Origin of the sequence: Thalassoglobus polymorphus (genome assembly GCF_007744255.1) — a bacterium.
Taxonomy (GTDB): Bacteria; Planctomycetota; Planctomycetia; order Planctomycetales; family Planctomycetaceae; genus Thalassoglobus; species Thalassoglobus polymorphus.
This window is the reverse complement of the sequence record NZ_CP036267.1, coordinates 5,056,223-5,072,802: the sequence shown is the minus strand read 5'-3', so window position 1 is coordinate 5,072,802 and position 16,580 is coordinate 5,056,223. Positions and strand designations below refer to the sequence as shown.

The window sequence follows — 16,580 nt, the reverse complement described above, 5'->3', positions numbered from 1 at the left end:
TTCTTTCATGAAAAAACGACGCTGTCTCATTTGAGACAACGTCGTTGAGAATACTCAGGCTCGCGCTGGCCGATTTAGTCGTTGAATGCAGCGGTGAATCTCAGGACGTACCAGAAAAGTGTTGCCAGTGACGAGAAGATCGCCAGTGAAGCAGCCACGTATTGATCAGTACGATAGTGATGCAGCACGTTGGATGTTTCCCAGAGAATGAATCCAGACATCAGCAAGATCATCGCTCCAGAGAACCAAGTTCCCAAGGTGATTGATGTGAACAGTGAGACGACAATTAATGCCATCGCTGCGAAACCGCCCATGACGAGAATGTTTCGCATGAAGGAAAAATCACTCTTGGTCACTAAAACGAAAGTTGTCAAACCGCCGAAGATCATCAATGTGAAGATCGCGGACTGCATGATCACGTCACCGCCCATTTGCCTCTGGATGAGGTACAGAAACGGAGCAAAGATCACCGCTTGGGCGAGGGCATAGAACGCGAGTCCGGCGTATTGCAATCCTGGATTGGCTCCGGTTGCCGCCATTCTATGAGCTGCGGTGCTGGCGATGAAAAACACAATCAGGACGATCCACCAGTTGCCCAGCATCAAGTTGGTTAATGGCTGAACGATGCTGGGAGTGTTGAGGATGATGGACAGCAGGACAACGAAGAAAGCGACAGCTCCAGCGACGTGAGCGTACGTTCGGCGAATGAACGTGACCCGTTCTTCTTGAGCTGCGTCGGCAACGAATAGATCCTGTTGCCCGTAATCCATCGAGTAATTATCGGCAGGGTAGTTCATGAGGATGCCTTGGTTTAATTATTGATGTGGAGTTGAAATTGGAATCATGTCAGCGACACGTAACCCGTCAATTGTAAGTTAATATCCCTCTTGATCCAGTTCTGCAATCCGATTTTCCCAAAATTCCAGATCGAAGGGGCGGTTTTGCTCCGGTTGTCCTTGCTCGGTTTGTGGTGAAGAATCACTCTGTTCAGAAGGTTTTTTCGCTTTGGTCGCTGGTGCGGGTTTCCGTTCGGCGATGGCCTTCTTGATCTTATTCTCTTGCTGGATCTCTTTGACGACTCCTTTTTCGATTTCCTGAAGGTCGATATCTCCAAATTCTTCGAGCCAGTCTTCCGCGTTCCCCAAAGTTGGCTTTTCCGGTTCTGGAGCTGGTTCGGAACCGGTTTGACCTAATCGCTCCTTTCTTGACCGTACTAGCTGTTCAAAGAACTCTGTTGAGTCAATTGCCTGTGCTTTGCGAGCCCGGGCCGCTTTGTGCAAGCGGTGATCTCCAGAGACGACAAAGAGATTCTTCGGAAATGAATGAGCTGCGATAAACTCTTCGATGAGGTCGTCAGCTTCCTGCCCCGAGGAAGAAAATGTGACCAGTATTCCGTGGAATTGAAACTCTGGACTGAAGCCACCCTTTGTCCCTTGCCCATCAAAAACGACTGTTGTGTGAGCTCGCTGCTCTTGAGTCAGACCGTGTCGAATAACGGAGAGGAGCCGGTTGCGACTTCTTTCTAATCCACCTGGAGCGTAGTTTTCCCGTGCAAGCCCAGCGGCATGCATTAAATTGTATCCATCGATAATAAAATCAACTCGCACTATTCAGACCGGGACTGACTGTTTCGACTTGGCTGAGAAACCTACAGTATAACGAGCAAGCATTGAATTAGGTGCGATCACTCGAACATTCGACGTGGGAGTTCAAAAGCGAGAGAGCCCAGAGCCCAGAGCACGACCTCCGGTTTATCGCGATGTGTTCGTGCGAATCCGGGGTGAACGTCTTGCGGCTCGAGCATTTTTGAAAAAATGTCGTGGTGGATCTCGTGGATGTGAGTGATTTATCAGATGAGAAACAGACTTCACAGACTCGAAGAACGCGAAAGTGTTCAAGTAGAGATTGGTCGTTGCCCCCATCGGAACAGTTCATGAAGAAGAAACGCAGAGAGAAAAAGATCATCGGCTGGCGAGAGTGGGTCAGCTTGCCTGAGCTCGGCATCGATGCCATCAAAGCCAAAATCGATACCGGAGCGACAACATCTTCTGTTCATGCGATCCATATCGAACGATTCCGCCGCGATGGGCAAGACTTTGCCCGATTTGAAATTCACCCGTTCCAACGAAATTCAAAAAAGACCATTCGGGCAGAAGCTCCTCTGATTGAGTATCGCTCGGTGCGCAGCTCCAGCGGCCATGAATCCTCTCGTCCAGTTATTCTGACTCATATTGCACTGTTTGATGAAGTCTGGCCCATCGAGTTAACTCTCGCAAATCGTGACGAAATGGGCTTCCGAATGCTCATTGGTCGACGTGCCATGAGAAAACGATTCTTGGTTGACCCCGGAGCTTCTTATCGCGACAGTTCCCGCATTCCGAAGAAAGAGCAACAGTCAACAGAGCAATAGGCCGAAAACTTGTGAAATGAGTGCTTCACGGGGACGACAAGCATCGAAAATGTTCTTGTGCAATTCCTAATTCAAGAGCGGCACTTCTTCACGGAGTGACGTTTTAGACGTATTTAGAAAAAGAGTTGTGACGAAGTCCAGCTACAGCCTTAATGAAAATCGCGATACTTTCACGGAAATCGAGCCTCTACTCCACTGCCAAGCTCAAAGAAGCAGGCGAAAAGCGAGGCCACGAAATGTTGGTGATCGACTACTTGCGATGTTTCATGAACATCGCATCGCATCGGCCGACGATCATGTTCGCAGGTCGCGAGCTTGTGGACATCGAAGCAGTTATTCCAAGGATCGGTGCCTCTCACACCTTCTATGGAACAGCTGTGGTGCGGCAATTTGAGATGATGGGCGTGTACAGCTCGAATGAATCTCAGGCGATAACTCGTTCACGAGATAAACTCCGCTGCCTGCAAATTCTCTCTCGCGACGGTGTTGGACTTCCTGTTTCGGGGATTGCACACTCGATAAAAGATATCGAAGGTCTCATCGACAGCGTTGGCGGCGCACCGTTAGTCGTCAAGGTTGTCGAAGGAACTCAGGGGACAGGTGTGATTCTCGCCGAAACCCGGAAAGCTGCCGAGGCAGTGATTGAAGCGTTCCGAGGTCTCGACGCGAATATTCTGGTTCAGGAGTTCATCAAGGAAGCCGCTGGGAGTGACATTCGCTGCATTGTCATCGGAGGCAAAGTTGTGGCATCCATGATGCGGACTTCATCGGGGGGAGACTTCCGTTCGAATCTGCATCGCGGAGGGATTGCTAAAAAAGTGAAGATCACTCCTGAGGAGAAAGCGACAGCGCTTCGAGCTGCCAAGTCCATGGGGCTGCAAATTGCAGGCGTCGATATTCTGCGTTCGAATCACGGTCCGGTTGTCATGGAAGTCAATTCCTCTCCCGGTCTGGAAGGAATCGAAATGTCGACCGGCATCGACGTCAGCGAAAAGATCATCGAGTTTCTGGAAAAAAAGGCCCGTCCGAACCAAAACAAGGATCGAATCAAAGGGTGAAAACCCAATGTCCTGCGGCCTGTTCATCTCAATCGGCCGGCAGGCGCAATGCTTTGGCCTGTTTCTCTCCTTTGTAGCGAATTTAGCTGCAATGAACCCTATCCATCGACGTGAATGTCATCAGTTGAGGCACTCGCTTTTTGAGAATGTTGCGTGACAAGACAACATGCAATGATCGGTGCTGACCAGACAATCAATCTGCTGACGTTAAGAAAAGGGATTGAAGGTAGGACAAGCTTTACGAGCCCAAATGTAATGACTAGAGCTGCCGGTATTATGACGGTGTGGTTTTGCAGTTTTTCAAAGACCCGTGATTTACCTACCAATTGATGCCATGGAACAAAAACACCATACGCGATAATCGCAGGAGCGTATGGAATGAGCATGACTAAATCGATTCCTAGGTGAAAAAAAGTTGCAACAAACAGCCAGTATCTGAATGCAGAGCGTTTCCAAACTACGAAAATGCCTGACAATTCAAAGACAACAGTAGTCCAGTCAAGCAACTCCCACATCCATGGGCGTAAACAATTCAATGCGAGTTGTCCAACGGCTGATCGGCGCCCTGTTACATTGAAGTTGTTGAAGCAGTCGCTTTGAACAACCGAGTAGCCGAGGTTAAGCCAATCTGTTGTGATTTTCTGCCATCCCGCTGTAGCCATCCAAAATGCAGTGAGAAATGCGAATATCGCCACCGGTAGTCCATCATTCAGTTTTTTCTTTTCACTCAAATCTGTCTGCGTGTGAATTCGGAACGCGTTTCCCCAATTGGAAAAGGCTAGCACCGCAGGTATGAGGGGGACGAGGATGTCGTGATTAATTTTTCCTGAGGCGTATGCAAAGATACGTATTCCAAATAGCAAAAATGAAAGAAGGATCGACGTGGATTTTGGCAGGATTCCACCGAGTAACAGAAGGGATGTGGCAAGTGTGCCGAGTTTGATGAAATCATACACATAGTCGGGAGGGAAGTCGGTAAATATTGCAGCTGGGGATATTGGCGGAGCGAACATGAATGAAGGAAGATCCTTCATCCAAGTTGCCATTGAAACGCCGGTACATATGACTAGGCAATAGAGAATTCGGAAGAATGCGAGGTCTCTAGTTTCGTACGAATACTCAGTGGATAAGAATTTATCGAGACCGAGAATAATCGATTTCATATTTGCCCTTTGACCCAATAGGTTGGAATTCATTCCAGTTGTATGTCAGCCAATCTACCTCTACTGAATCAAGATCCTCTCTGGCGAAAATTCTAGTCGACTGGAGGCGGAACCATTCGCCGACCTCTCCTGCACGATTTTTTCGCTCGAATCGTCCTAGGTGATAGCCTGGAAGCAGAGTGTGAAGCTTGCGAGGCGGACGCGAGTCCTCACTGATTGGGAGAAAGAATTGCATTAACGCTCCGTGATGGCTATCTGGGAACTGCTTTAGAAGGTCGGTTTGCTGGATTGTCTTGCTAGAACCGTCTGAAAAGCGAAATACAATACTAGGTTTCGTGTAAGTCGTATTTACTCCACGACCATGGAAGCCTGGGGCCCAGATTGCTGGGTATGGTTCACCCTGATCCTTGATCAGGATGCCTTGAAATAAAAGGACTACAACTAGCGTTACAAAAATAGATCTCCTAGCGTTTACGCTCATTTATGTGCTTCCCATTAAGCTCACTGTCGTCCTTGGGGGGGCAAAGTATTGAGAGCCTGATTTCATTGTTCAAACGCGAGACCTTTGCGTCGATTTTTTCGTCGACCAGAAGAGGTGGAAAGGTTCTATGACGTGCTAAAGACTCTGAGGTCGTGAAATTGGCAGTCGCGAGATCGACCAGCGTTGAACATGCTCTAATACCAGTTACTTTTTCGGTACGCGATTCATGGAGTAGGCTCCGAAGGATGGGAAGAGGGGTTGGCCATCTTTTCCGATTTCCCCAATGTTGAATTCGTACAGGAATTTCGGTTTGAGGTTTGAGGAGTACAGGGTGACGGATTTGCCGTCCTCGGAGAGTTCAATCTTTTCGATCTCTGGGGAATAACGACCTGAGTCGTCGGTGGCGTAAGAGCCTTGCCAGACTCGGGTATATCCAGAGATCGAATAACTCTCTTTGTTCGTGGCGGCTTGGGCATCAACTGCAGTGATGAAGTCGATTTCGAAACCACCGGGAATGGCCCGGATTTCTCGAATACCGTTGCCGTACTTTCCAATTTGTTTCAGCTTGACCACTTCACCCACGTTCGGTCCGCCGAGCCAACCTGAGTCGTAGATGCTACCGATGTAAATGTCACCGTTCTTCGCTGCGACTCCGGCAATGGGTCCAAGGAAAGTGTTCGCCTCATTTTTCCAAGTCAACTTGGTAAGTGGGTAGCAGGCTCCTTGAAGCTCGCCATCGACTTCATGCATTGAGAATCGGACCAGGAATTTTTGGTTGTACTCGCAGCCGACGCCATGACCTGCAAACGGACTCTTTGTGTTCTCGGGCAGGAAGAAGATTCCGTTGACACTCCGTGTCCAGGGGTGTGGGATTTTCACCGCAGGGAGCCGTGGTTCTTTGGAGCCTTCTCCATCGAGTTGTCCGGGAACGCCGTACGCTCCTCCGGGGACGATATGATTGATCTCGTTGAATGTGTTTTGAACGCCTTGTTGGTCGCTGACGAAAATTCGACCTTGTGCATCTGTCGCAATTCCAATGGGGTATCGGAGTTCGTGTGCGTAGGCTTCGACTTGACCATCGGTCCCGGCTCGCACAATTTTTCCTCGCCATTTGGCAAGTTTGCGGTCCCGCTTGGGCTGCGAGTAGTCACTGCCCGTGGCGACGAACAGGCTTCCGCTTTTGTCAAAGACCGGACCTGAAACCCAGTCGTGATAGTTGTCGGAGTGTCCCCAGCCGTCTGACGGAATTTCACGCTTTTCGAAGCTTCCGTCGTTGTTGCCATCAATGAGTCGTAAGAGTTCGGGCTTGTGCGCGACGAGAACATCGTTTCCATCTGCGACGACTCCAAATGGGGCGGAGAGGCCTTCCGCGATGAGTTCGAGCTTCTCTTCGAGTCCATCATTGTTGCTATCCGAAATGCGATAAACATCTCCCTTCAGCGAGGTGACCAGCAACCGACCTTGGCTGTCCTGTGCGAGAGCCGTTGGCATGATTGTCGTAGGAATCGGAAGTCTTGTTCCTTCATGACCGGGAAAGGTTGTCACTTTTTCGGTGGTGGGGAGTACGATCTGACGTTCGGGCAGTTGTGTTTGTGGGGCCTTTGCAGTCGTCTGGTAGAAGACTTGGATCGATTCTCCGGCGCGGGCTGTCGGAATCGTGACATCATCATGTTTCACGACATCTTGCTTGTTACCAAGCTGAGGCTGGATAGCTGCCTGGAACGATGTTTCAAGATTTGGAGTCGGTCGGAATCCGATTTGAATACCATCCGGGAGACTCAAAGGAGTGATCTTCCTTTGCCATCCAGATCCCTCTTTTGTGGTAGATCCGGTGTACTCTTCCCTGACCGGGATCGTGATGTTTTTCCCTCCGATCTTTACTTGCAACTCATAGTTGAGTTCCACACTCTGACTATTCACTTTGTAGTCAGTCGCGTGGGCAATGCGAGCAGGATCGACTGGGATGAATTCCTGCACGCCGTCAGTTTCGCTGATCATGACCAGGTCTGATGACGAGTTGAATCCTCTCGCAACTGAGGCTCCGGCAAGATCCCAGAACCAACTCTTTCCGACGGTTCGCTGACGTGCAAAATCGCCGTAGCTCCAATCCCGGAGAGCCATTTGGTCCAAGTCAATCAGCATACCATGTTGATTGTCAAATCCGACGGCGAAGGCTCTTGCAACAGTTCCATCTCCATTGGCTTTGTCTACTGTGAAGACGTCTCGGACAATTCTCGGAGACTCACCTTTGGTGACCTGCCAAAGTTGTTCAACTTGAGATGGATTCGTGGGTGGTTCAAAATTCGGATCATTGACAGCTGCGAAAATTGCAGCGAGTTGCTGATGTGGATCGTTGTCCAAGACGCCCGGAACCGGCTTGGTGAAAGATGGCATTTCCATTCCAGGAATAATGCGGATCGGCGATTTCGCCCAGCGGTAATAAAACTCTGGTCGCAATCGTTTGCCGATCGCCATGAGATCCGAACCGCGTGTGCCCAGAGCAGTGTTCTTAGGGATGTAGTCACCAATTTGATGACAGGCGATGCAACTCCAGCCACCCGCACCGACTAATTTTCTTCCTACGAGCAGAGCCTCACTCGGGGAGAGATCGAGTTCGGGTTGCGGCTCGGCTGCTTCTGGTGGAAGTCGGTCATGTTCGATGAGATAGTGCTTGAGCGCAGCGATCTCTTCCTCTGAATGAACGAAGGTCGGCATCTGAATTTTCAGCCAGTTCGCCCGCACTCGGTCCTGCTTCCCGGAGAGAGCAACATCGAGAACGGAATCCTGGAGCTTGTCGCCAACAGCATTCAGGCTGGGGGGGATGACAAGTTGAGTCTGGTTTTGGAGTGATGGTGTCGCCTTCGCAATTTGCATCGCTTGTGCCTTCAGCCCTTGCTCTGAAGATCGTGAGTGACAGGCGAGGCATTGTCGACGCTCAAGAACTCGTTGTCCCTGTTCGAACATCGAAAGTTTTTCGCTCGGCGCGCCATCCAGACTGTTGAGGTATGCCGTAATCGCTTCCCGGTTCAGATGAAGGTATCTCGGGCGTTTCAGTTTCTGGTCAGCCTGTTTGGAAAGGCAGGTTCCTTCCAGGTCTTCAGGAGCTTTTGTGAGCTTTGCGACAGGCTTGTTTGTTGCTTCGATAGCGGGAATCTTGTGGCAGTTTGCACATTGAAACTCTTTCACAAGTGCTTGTCCGCGAATCGTGCTTTCTGTGTATGTGACCTTCGCGGCGCGACCAAACCTGGTCTCTTTTTTCTTACCAAGTGTTGAGAGATATTCGGCAAGCAGTCCACGCTCGGTGCGTGAGAGTTTGAACTCCGGCATGCGGTGCACTGGATTCAAACGATCCGGAGTCGACAGCCAGGTTGCGAGCCAGTCGGCGGAACGTTTGTTGCCAATGTTTGTGAGAGGCGTCCCTGAAAATGGACCGCTGGTGCCGAGATCATCGACTTGGTGGCACGCCAGACAACCGAGAGAGTTGAAAAGTTCTTCCCCGCTGGGTTGTCCCTTTTTCGGTTTAGCATCCGGGCTGGTCATTAAGTCGAAAGGAGCATCCAATCGATGTAAGTAAGCGGCAATGTCCTCGGCCTGCTCTTTCGTGAAGCCAAAGTTTGGCATCTGGTCATGTTCGGCTTCTGGATGTTGTCCGAGAAGTTTGTCAACAATCCATTGAGGATTTGTCCCGCTCGTAACCCCCCAGAGTGGTGGAGCCGGGCTGAAGCGATCGATGATTTTTTCTTCCCGGTGGCAGTTTGCACACCGCTTTGCATCGAAATGTTGTCGACCAAGCTCGATGAGTTGAATCTCTGAGTCATCTTCTTCATGGAAGAATTGGTGTGAAGGAATCGGTTCAATATCGAACTCTTCACTGGACCAGAAAAGTTTCAGCTCAGCTCCCTTGCTGCCAGGTTCGTATTTGACTTTGATGTCCTGAAAACCGGGAGAAACCTTGACCGGTTCTCCGGAGAGCCATTGCGGCCCATTCGATTCCACTTCCAGAACGACTTCATCGTCGATGAAAACCGTGACTGATCCATTGACTTGAGCATGGAACTGATATGGCGTGAGCGAGCGCAGGAGCACTTGGCCGGTCCATTCAGCTTTCCAGTCTTTAGCACTGATTTGTGGATGAGGTGCTGAATGTTCCCACTGGAAGGCGATATCCGGGTCAACACGTTGAACGTGGTTTGTGTTCGGGGATGTGTATGTCCCGATCAATCCCTTTTTGAATTCGTCGTCTTGGGCGATGAGTGCGGAGTGGAGAAGAGACGCAATTCCAAGAGCGAGCACAAAGGAGCGAATCATAGGTCATCAGTCTTGAATAGAGTCAATTATTCTGAAGGGGGCAACACCGGTTCTGCCAGCCCTTCGACAAGTCGCTTGGAGTCATTCTCTTTTGGAGACGATCCGTTTGAGCAGGATTCACTTGCATTGAGCGAGAGATTGTAGAGTTGCTTCCCCGCTTGGGTTGGGTATTCACCCGTCAAGCATGCCTGACACAAATTTGACTCATCAATGTTAATGGCTTTTGCAACCGATGACACGGGCAAGTAGCGAAGCGAGTTAGCATTGAAGTGCTTCGCCATGCGGTCTTCGATTTCTAGTGTCAGATCAAGTTGGCCATTTGTGAACCGTGGGGCGAACAAGTCACTGACATCCGGCATGTCGATCCCGTAGAAGCAGGGCGCCATGATCGGTGGGCATGCGACGCGAATATGAACCTCGGCGGCTTTTCCGCGAGACAAAATCTGCTCTACGAGAACTTTCATTGTGGTCGAGCGAACGATGGTGTCATCAACAAGAAAGACCTTTTTACCTTCGAGTACTTCCGGCAATGGAATGTACTTCATTTTCGCTTTCTCTTCGCGATCCTCTCCTTCGATGAAAGTTCGTCCTAATGCGCGATGACGCATCAATCCTTCCAGACATGGGATGCCCATCTCAAAAGCCATTCCCTCGGCGGCGGCTTTGGCTGTATCCGGAACCGGGACCACGATGGCGTTTTCTTTGGATTCTGTTTCCTGCTTGGCAAGTTCCTCACCGAGCATTTTCCGGGTGAGGTACACGCTGCGCCCGTCAAGACGGCTACAGACGTTCGCGAAATAAATCCATTCAAAGAAGCAATGAGAATTCCGGGGTGCCGGTCGGTACTCTTCGACTCGCAGTTTGCCATCTTCGATGATGACCGCTTCCCCGGCGGCGAGGTCTTTGATATCAGCGCTGTCAAATCCAAGGTTGGAGAGGGCGACCGATTCGCTCGCGGCAGCGAAGAAACCATCACGGTCAGCATAGCAGAGTGGTCGGAACCCTTGTGGATCACGCGAAACGAACATGTCGCCACACGCATTCATAAAGGCAATGTTGTATGCCCCATCGAGATGAGCGGAAATTTTCCAGAGCAAGTCTTTCATAGAGATGTTGGACTTCAGGGAAATTTCCTGGCTGATCAGGTGCATCAAAATTTCGGTGTCTGTTTCTCGAGCGAGGTGGAAATCGCCTTGAGAAACAATTTGATCGCGGAGTTGACCGTAATTCGCCAGTTGGCCATTAAACCCGAAGGCGAACCATTTCCGCTTTTCGAGGTGTGTCCGTTCAAAGGGTTGAGCGTAACTGGGATCGTCTTTGCCGCAAGTTGCATAGCGCGTGTGACCAATCGCAGCCGGTCCGCAATGCTGAGCCATGAGCTTGTGGTACTTCTCTTTCCGACTCATCTTGAAGACTTCGGAAACGAGACCCACATTCTTGTGTGTCAGCAGCAGATCGTGATTGTTCGGCTTGTAAGTGGTGATCCCGGCGGCGAGTTGCCCTCGATTTTGAATATCGAGGAGCATGCGAGGGATCATCTGCGAGACACAGTTGCGTCCGTAATCTTTCACTAGCGGAGATTCATTCTCCTGGCCATAGTGGTAGACAGCAACAATGCCGCATTCGTGATAAAGGTCAGCCATTCAATGCTCGTTTGATGACGACAGGGGCAGTACAGAGAGAACTCACTCAATCTTAATGGACCGGCATGCGATTGCTACCGCTTCACACCGAGAGCGCAGGAAAAATGTAGAATCTATCAATATTGGGTGAATTCGTTTCCTAAGCGTTGTAATGATTTCAGCTCAGATAGTAGCTCAGTCAGCGGGAAAAAGAGCTCAGCCAGCAGGGCAGTTTACTCGACCGTGTGCCTGTGAAGAACGCGTTTCATCAATGAAATTGCTGTTCACCACGAGACAGGCCCCGAGCTTGCAGGCATTGTACCGGCAAGGAGGCGTTCGCAAAACCGCTGTCGTATAACACGAGACTGATCCGTGGTCTTTCTCCCGCCAGTGAGACAGCCTGCAGTGAGACAGCTACCAGTAAAGTCGGAGTCTGTGCTGTCTGATGGAGTGACTCTTTCCAGCTTTCGGATATCGATGGGAAAGGGAAAGTTCAAAACTGCTCAATCCGCTTTCAAGTGCTCTCTGAAGAAATAGTCCATGTCATCCGACATAGCGATGAACCAGGGGAGTTGGTTCCAGCAGCCATGTTTCCCCTCGGAGTAGGTGTTCAGTCCTGTCCAGACACCATTTTCTTTCAGCTTGTCCCGTGAGGGCTGATTTCGCTGTGGGTTATCGTGTTCGCCGACCATGAAGAGAATCGGGCTGCTATTCTTAGAGATCTGAAGGTGAGCATCGGCGAGGGCGTATAGCTCGGGAGCTTCTTGAATTGTCTTGCCCAGCCATTTGTTGGAGTTGGATTGTTTGGGGTTCTTCAGGGAGCGTTCCGCCACGCTGCCCGTTGTCATTTGCATTGGGCCAGCCATCACGATGGCAGCCTGGAGACGAGATGAGTGGTCAGCATGCCCGCCATCGCCTTGCAGTTGCTGATTCTCCCAGCCGGTCGCCATCAAGCCGACAAGATGTCCCCCTGCGGATCCGCCGACAGCTCCGATTCGCTGAGGCGCAATTTCGAGCGTTTCGGCATTGGCTCGCAGGTAACGGACAGCTGCATTGCAGTCATGGATGCCTGCCGGAAACAGGGCTTCTCCAGCGAGTCGATATTCAATTGCAGCGGTCACATATCCACGTTTGGCGAGTTCTATCGCGAGTGCGCGAAACTTTGTTTTATCGCCGTTTAACCACCCACCTCCATGGACGACAACAATAGCCGGTTTTGGACCTTTAAGATTTGCTGGAGAGAAAATATCCATCAGCAGTTTGCGATGCCCGTACTCCGCGTACACAACATTCAGTTGAGCGGTGACTTCTTCGGGAATGGCGGTTTCGGGCCGCGATGAATTCTCGGATTGAAGTTTCTTTACTGAAGGGGGATTTGGTGACTTTCCAGAAATTGTCATTCGCTGTTTGTAGAGGCCGCCGAAACAGGTGATGTAGAGCGATCGCATATCCGGATCACCAAAGGCACAGTTAATTGGTCGGCTGGGGGTTTCGATCTGTGTCAGTTTTTCTCCTGCTGGTGACCAGATCCAAACAGATTTCGGACCAGCGCAGTAGACGTTCCCTGCCCGGTCAATCGTCATCCCGTCAGCTCCTTTATCAGGTCCGTCATCCATTTTTGAAAACCGACGAGCGTTCTCAATTTTTCCGGGAGATGTGACGTCGTAGGCCCAAATTTCTTTCGGGGCATAAGCGGAGACGTAAAGTCTCTTTTCGTCCGGAGACATCGTGATGCCGTTGGGAGTTTGGATGCCTTCGACTGCGACCGACTGTTCTCCCTCGGGGGAGATGTAAACGACCTGGTTTTGCCTTGTGAGCGTGACATAAATGCCACCGTTGTGGTCGACGACGAGGTCGTTTGGTTTCTTGACTGGCTTCTTGGAATCGTCGAGCTTGGCGACTTCGATCAAGTCCTTGTCATTCAATGTGACAATCCGGGCATTGCCGTTGTCTGACAGGTATAGCTGACCGTTGTTGTAGAACGACGCACTGAATCGCCCCGCGTTTTTGAGAAGAGGAAGCAATTTATTCTGCCGTGAGAAAAATCTGTAAAGCGACTCTCCTTTGACATCCGGAATGAAGAGCGTGCCATTTCCGTCCCAGGCTGGCCCATCACACAATTCGAAATCCGTAGAGACTTCCTCCAGTGCCGACGACTGATCAACCGGAGATGCTGCGAAGGAGACAACTGAGAGTTTCAAGAGAAAGGAAAACGCCAAAAGAGTTCGAAGCATCAGATCAGTTTCCCGGTTTGTGTAGACGGAATTGTGTTCAGTTCAATAATCGCACTCGCTGTACGTTAGAGCATCTTTCGAATTGGTTTGCAGGTTCTGCCTCGTGGCGAAAAGTGTTTTTACTAGAGATATGCGTTCTTCACGGGCACACGGTAGGGCAAACTGCTCTAGTGTTTGACGTACCACCAAGCCAACCAGCAGAGAGCCGGGAAGATTACCAGCATCAGCAGGAGAGCAATGAGGTTCGAACGAGTGTTGTCTGGCCAACGTGCCATGGGGGCTAATCTCTTAAATCATCTTTCGAATTGGTATTCAGATTCTGCCTCGTGGCGAACAGCATTTTTTACTAGAACCAGTCCGAAAACCTCTGGAATCGCTGCTTTTCTCAATGATTGAGAGAGCTATTTCAAGTTTCAGGATCAGTTCTAGAGAAACGCGTTCTTCACGGGCACGCGGTCGAGCAAACTGCTCTAGCAGTTGGAATCAAACACTCGCACCTGTTTCCACTTGGCTTTGTTGTTTTCAATGAACTCCAAGTGTGCGGGGACAGTCTGGTAGGCGTCATGGTTTTCACGTGTATCGAAGATGACATGCAGTGCCACATGAAACATTCGATCATTGACGGGGCGAGCAAGATCTTCTGCTAAGTCCCCAGCTGCGAAGAAGACGACTCCCGGGTGATCCTTCAAGTATTTGTGGCATTGATCAATCATCGCCTGGATGGCTTCCGGGGAGGAATCGAAGAGCGTGAAGAAAACATTGTGAGCAAGCATGTGCTGAGACTTTCCGTCGTACTGTGATAATGTGAAGTGAATGAGGACTCGCTGATTCTAAAGCAAGTTCAATACCGGTCTTTACGTTCTGGTTCGTGGCGAGCAGTCTCTGGAGCGATGGTGATGGCCTTCTCGGGCATGGCAAGCATTGAAAAAACTCTAAAACCCGCCGGCCCCACCCGATGGGACTCCTCCACCTTGTTGCGGCTGACCGATCGGTGGTGGGCCTGATTGTACTGGAGGACGACCACCGGTCGTGTAGAGTTCGCGTCGGGCGGCGTAGCGAATCGGGAAAGAGGCCCAAATTCTTTGGGTACTGACGTCGGTCGGATTGGATGGGAACTCGGCACCGTCGAAGATTCGATTTCCGCTACGCTTCATGGACTTCTCTGAGACGTACTGTGTAAAGGCCAGCCACTCCCGGTCAGGGGCAGTGATCGACAGGAAGTTGTTGCCTTCTGGGGTAAAGCCGATGAATTCTCGCGGAAGAGGAGCAACGTGCAGCGACGTCAACAGGATTGCCATTGTGATGTACCCCGTGAAGAGCCCCAGTCCCCAACGGGAAACTTCGTAGAACATGGGATTCACTTCCGCATACGTCGGAAAGAGGTTATCGCCCATGACTCGGATGAGTGTCACGCCACCGGCGAAGAGTAGAAGCATCGCGATGATGTCGCTCCGATTTTGCCATTCAAAAGAGTTGCCAAGGCTGCTCGCTATAAATTCTGCCAGAGGCTCAAAGAAGTTCATCGCGATCAGCCCAGCAAAGATCACGGCAAACAAGGAAATGGCTGCCCCTTGCGGACCCTCGTTGGCGACGAAGTAGGTCACGCCAATCAAAATTGCGAGCAATAGAAAATTGATCATCGACTCAATGTCTTTAATGAGTTGGGTTCTGTTTTGAGCATCTTTCGAATTGGTTTGCAGGATCTGCCTCGTGGTGAACAGCATTTTACTAGAGAAGTGCGTTCTTCACGGGTACACGGTAGAGCAAACTGCTCTAGACATTGGACCTGATTTGAGAGAAGCGGTCAACAATCGAAGTCATGATCCAGAGAATTCTGTGGTCCAGAACACTTTCGTGTGTCTTGTGTCCGCGAATAGAGTGTCTTGTCAGATGATTGGCTGAGTGCCACGAGACAGGACTTCTACACCTTTGTTAAAGCCACTTTTGAAGACAAACGACGTCACTGGCCTTGGAACCATTTCTAGACTATTTCGAAAGTGACCGAGTATGAAAAAAGGAAGCACAACCTTGTGGGTTGTGCTTCCTTCGAGTTTTGAAATCACGCCGAAAGACAAAAGTCTTCCGAAGAGAGATTAAGCGTTCGCTTTCACACCCTGACGACGACGTCGATAGCTGTAAGCTCCAGCAGCAACCAAACCAAATCCACAAAGGATAAGGCTAGAAGGCTCCGGAGTTCCGACTGAGATTGATTGTAAGCTGAATCCCGGTGGGCCACCAGCAGGGATAAAAATACTGATTCCAAAACCAACTACTTTTGAAAAATCACCACCAGTGGTAAAGGAGCTAAACGGAACGTAAAAGTCGTTTGTGATTCCAGCCCCACTGACAGGGACTGGAGTAGAGACCGTGGTTGTGCCCATCATGCCATCATCCGTAGTGACTGTAATACCAAAGCTAGGCAGACCACCTGAGGCAATGTTAAGGCCGCCTAGGATAAAGCCGTTTGTGCTTCCCCCGTTGGTGAAGTCTAGCATGTTATCCACTACCCCTAGACCTGTAAAACCGCTCCAGGAAACGCCGTAGCCTCCAGAACCAGTACCGGTTAACTGCGAGGGAATGGTGTTTGAATTCAAGGTTGTGCCAAATCCATTTGAGAGTTCCCTTGTGGCGTCTGCGTTAAAACCACCTAAAGCGACCGGTGTTAATGAACCTGGACTCGTTTGGGGTGTAGTGAAATGGTCGATCAATAAAGATGCTTCGACGGGAGCGGCGCTCAAAAAAGCAAGAACAAGCCCGAGTAGAGAGAGTTTCAATAAGTTTTTCACTTGAGTACCTATAAATAGTAATAGAACGAAATTTTAAGCTGTGAATGCTTCGCAATCACACACGTTGCAAATTCGTTCAGCCCATGGGGGGACGGAAGATTCCGTCGAGAAATGGTGGTGACAGACTTAGGTGGTCCTCTTCAGCAAGGTAGCTGACGAGGCGGCCTTCTGGGAGTGATGGGACTTCGTCGAGAGCGGCAGGACTCATTACAGAGCTTGACCCTGATAGGCCATGTCCGGTTGAAGAAGCCCCGCTGTGGTTCTGTGCGAGACCAATAAGCTGGGTCAGAAATTCTTCAAATTCTTGGAATCGTTTCTCCTGCTGATCTTCTTCAGGCGAGTGATCTGCAGTTACAAGAGAGGTCGATGGATAAGTTTGTAATGTTGTTGTGAGAGAAATGTCGTCCGTGATCAGTCCAGCATCCGCACTTTGTGTCGCAACAAATGCGAGACAAAGCCCGAGCAGGAAAGACAAAATGTGACGACTACGAAACATTTCTTTTCTCAAAAAATCATCA

12 protein-coding genes are annotated in these 16,580 nt (G+C 50.2%); 2 read left to right on the top strand and 10 right to left on the bottom strand.

The features are described from left to right. Positions 1-74: 74 nt before the first annotated feature. Both Mal48_RS18340 and Mal48_RS18335 read right to left on the bottom strand, forming a co-directional pair. Positions 75-797, bottom strand: coding sequence for a Bax inhibitor-1/YccA family protein (locus Mal48_RS18340; RefSeq protein WP_145202978.1), 723 nt, complete (start codon positions 795-797; stop codon positions 75-77). A gap of 78 nt (positions 798-875) precedes the next feature. After that, the gene (locus tag Mal48_RS18335) at positions 876-1,607 is read right to left on the bottom strand and encodes an NYN domain-containing protein (protein ID WP_145202975.1); all 732 of its coding nucleotides are present in this window, start codon (positions 1,605-1,607) and stop codon (positions 876-878) included. Positions 1,608-1,933: 326 nt separating this feature from the next. Here Mal48_RS18335 and Mal48_RS18330 point away from each other — a divergent pair, with 326 nt between their 5' ends. Further along, entirely contained in the window at positions 1,934-2,410 is a 477-nt protein-coding gene (locus tag Mal48_RS18330) for an ATP-dependent zinc protease family protein (protein WP_145202973.1), read from the top strand. A gap of 152 nt (positions 2,411-2,562) precedes the next feature. Next, positions 2,563-3,468: a 30S ribosomal protein S6--L-glutamate ligase gene (gene rimK / locus Mal48_RS18325; protein ID WP_145202970.1), complete on the top strand. Its 906-nt coding sequence runs from the start codon at positions 2,563-2,565 to the stop codon at positions 3,466-3,468. A 98-nt stretch (positions 3,469-3,566) separates the two neighbouring features. Here rimK and Mal48_RS18320 read toward each other — a convergent pair whose 3' ends face one another. The 8 genes from Mal48_RS18320 to Mal48_RS18285 form a co-directional block, all read right to left on the bottom strand. Next, positions 3,567-4,514, bottom strand: a complete 948-nt coding sequence (locus tag Mal48_RS18320) for a hypothetical protein (protein ID WP_145202967.1) — start codon at positions 4,512-4,514, stop codon at positions 3,567-3,569. 802 nt (positions 4,515-5,316) lie between these two features. Beyond that, on the bottom strand, positions 5,317-9,420 hold the full coding sequence (locus Mal48_RS18315; RefSeq protein WP_145202965.1) for a c-type cytochrome: 4,104 nt from the start codon (positions 9,418-9,420) through the stop codon (positions 5,317-5,319). A gap of 26 nt (positions 9,421-9,446) precedes the next feature. Next, positions 9,447-11,063, bottom strand: coding sequence for an amidophosphoribosyltransferase (locus tag Mal48_RS18310; protein ID WP_145202962.1), 1,617 nt, complete (start codon positions 11,061-11,063; stop codon positions 9,447-9,449). A 482-nt stretch (positions 11,064-11,545) separates the two neighbouring features. Then, positions 11,546-13,276 (bottom strand): SMP-30/gluconolactonase/LRE family protein, encoded by a 1,731-nt coding sequence (locus tag Mal48_RS18305; protein WP_145202959.1) that lies wholly within the window; start codon positions 13,274-13,276, stop codon positions 11,546-11,548. 470 nt (positions 13,277-13,746) lie between these two features. Beyond that, complete coding sequence (locus Mal48_RS18300) at positions 13,747-14,049, bottom strand: Dabb family protein (protein ID WP_145202956.1); 303 nt, start codon at positions 14,047-14,049, stop codon at positions 13,747-13,749. Between the two features lie 159 nt (positions 14,050-14,208). Continuing rightward, positions 14,209-14,916, bottom strand: a complete 708-nt coding sequence (locus tag Mal48_RS18295; RefSeq protein ID WP_145202953.1) for a CvpA family protein — start codon at positions 14,914-14,916, stop codon at positions 14,209-14,211. A 453-nt stretch (positions 14,917-15,369) separates the two neighbouring features. Beyond that, positions 15,370-16,062 carry a PEP-CTERM sorting domain-containing protein gene (locus Mal48_RS18290; RefSeq protein ID WP_145202950.1) on the bottom strand — a complete coding sequence of 231 codons (693 nt, stop codon included), beginning with the start codon at positions 16,060-16,062 and terminating at the stop codon, positions 15,370-15,372. A 76-nt stretch (positions 16,063-16,138) separates the two neighbouring features. Beyond that, positions 16,139-16,558, bottom strand: coding sequence for a hypothetical protein (locus Mal48_RS18285; protein ID WP_145202948.1), 420 nt, complete (start codon positions 16,556-16,558; stop codon positions 16,139-16,141). Between the last annotated feature and the right edge of the window lie 22 nt (positions 16,559-16,580).

Bases quoted from the DNA above. Each gene is read 5' to 3' on its own strand.
- Mal48_RS18340 (WP_145202978.1), bottom strand. From the start codon at position 797: ATGAACTACCCTGCCGATAATTACTCGATGGATTACGGGCAACAGGAT.
- Mal48_RS18330 (WP_145202973.1), top strand. From the start codon at position 1,934: ATGAAGAAGAAACGCAGAGAGAAAAAGATCATCGGCTGGCGAGAGTGG.
- rimK (WP_145202970.1), top strand. From the start codon at position 2,563: ATGAAAATCGCGATACTTTCACGGAAATCGAGCCTCTACTCCACTGCC.
- Mal48_RS18320 (WP_145202967.1), bottom strand. From the start codon at position 4,514: ATGGCAACTTGGATGAAGGATCTTCCTTCATTCATGTTCGCTCCGCCA.
- Mal48_RS18315 (WP_145202965.1), bottom strand. From the start codon at position 9,420: ATGATTCGCTCCTTTGTGCTCGCTCTTGGAATTGCGTCTCTTCTCCAC.
- Mal48_RS18310 (WP_145202962.1), bottom strand. From the start codon at position 11,063: ATGGCTGACCTTTATCACGAATGCGGCATTGTTGCTGTCTACCACTAT.
- Mal48_RS18305 (WP_145202959.1), bottom strand. From the start codon at position 13,276: ATGCTTCGAACTCTTTTGGCGTTTTCCTTTCTCTTGAAACTCTCAGTT.
- Mal48_RS18300 (WP_145202956.1), bottom strand. From the start codon at position 14,049: ATGCTTGCTCACAATGTTTTCTTCACGCTCTTCGATTCCTCCCCGGAA.
- Mal48_RS18295 (WP_145202953.1), bottom strand. From the start codon at position 14,916: ATGATCAATTTTCTATTGCTCGCAATTTTGATTGGCGTGACCTACTTC.
- Mal48_RS18285 (WP_145202948.1), bottom strand. From the start codon at position 16,558: ATGTTTCGTAGTCGTCACATTTTGTCTTTCCTGCTCGGGCTTTGTCTC.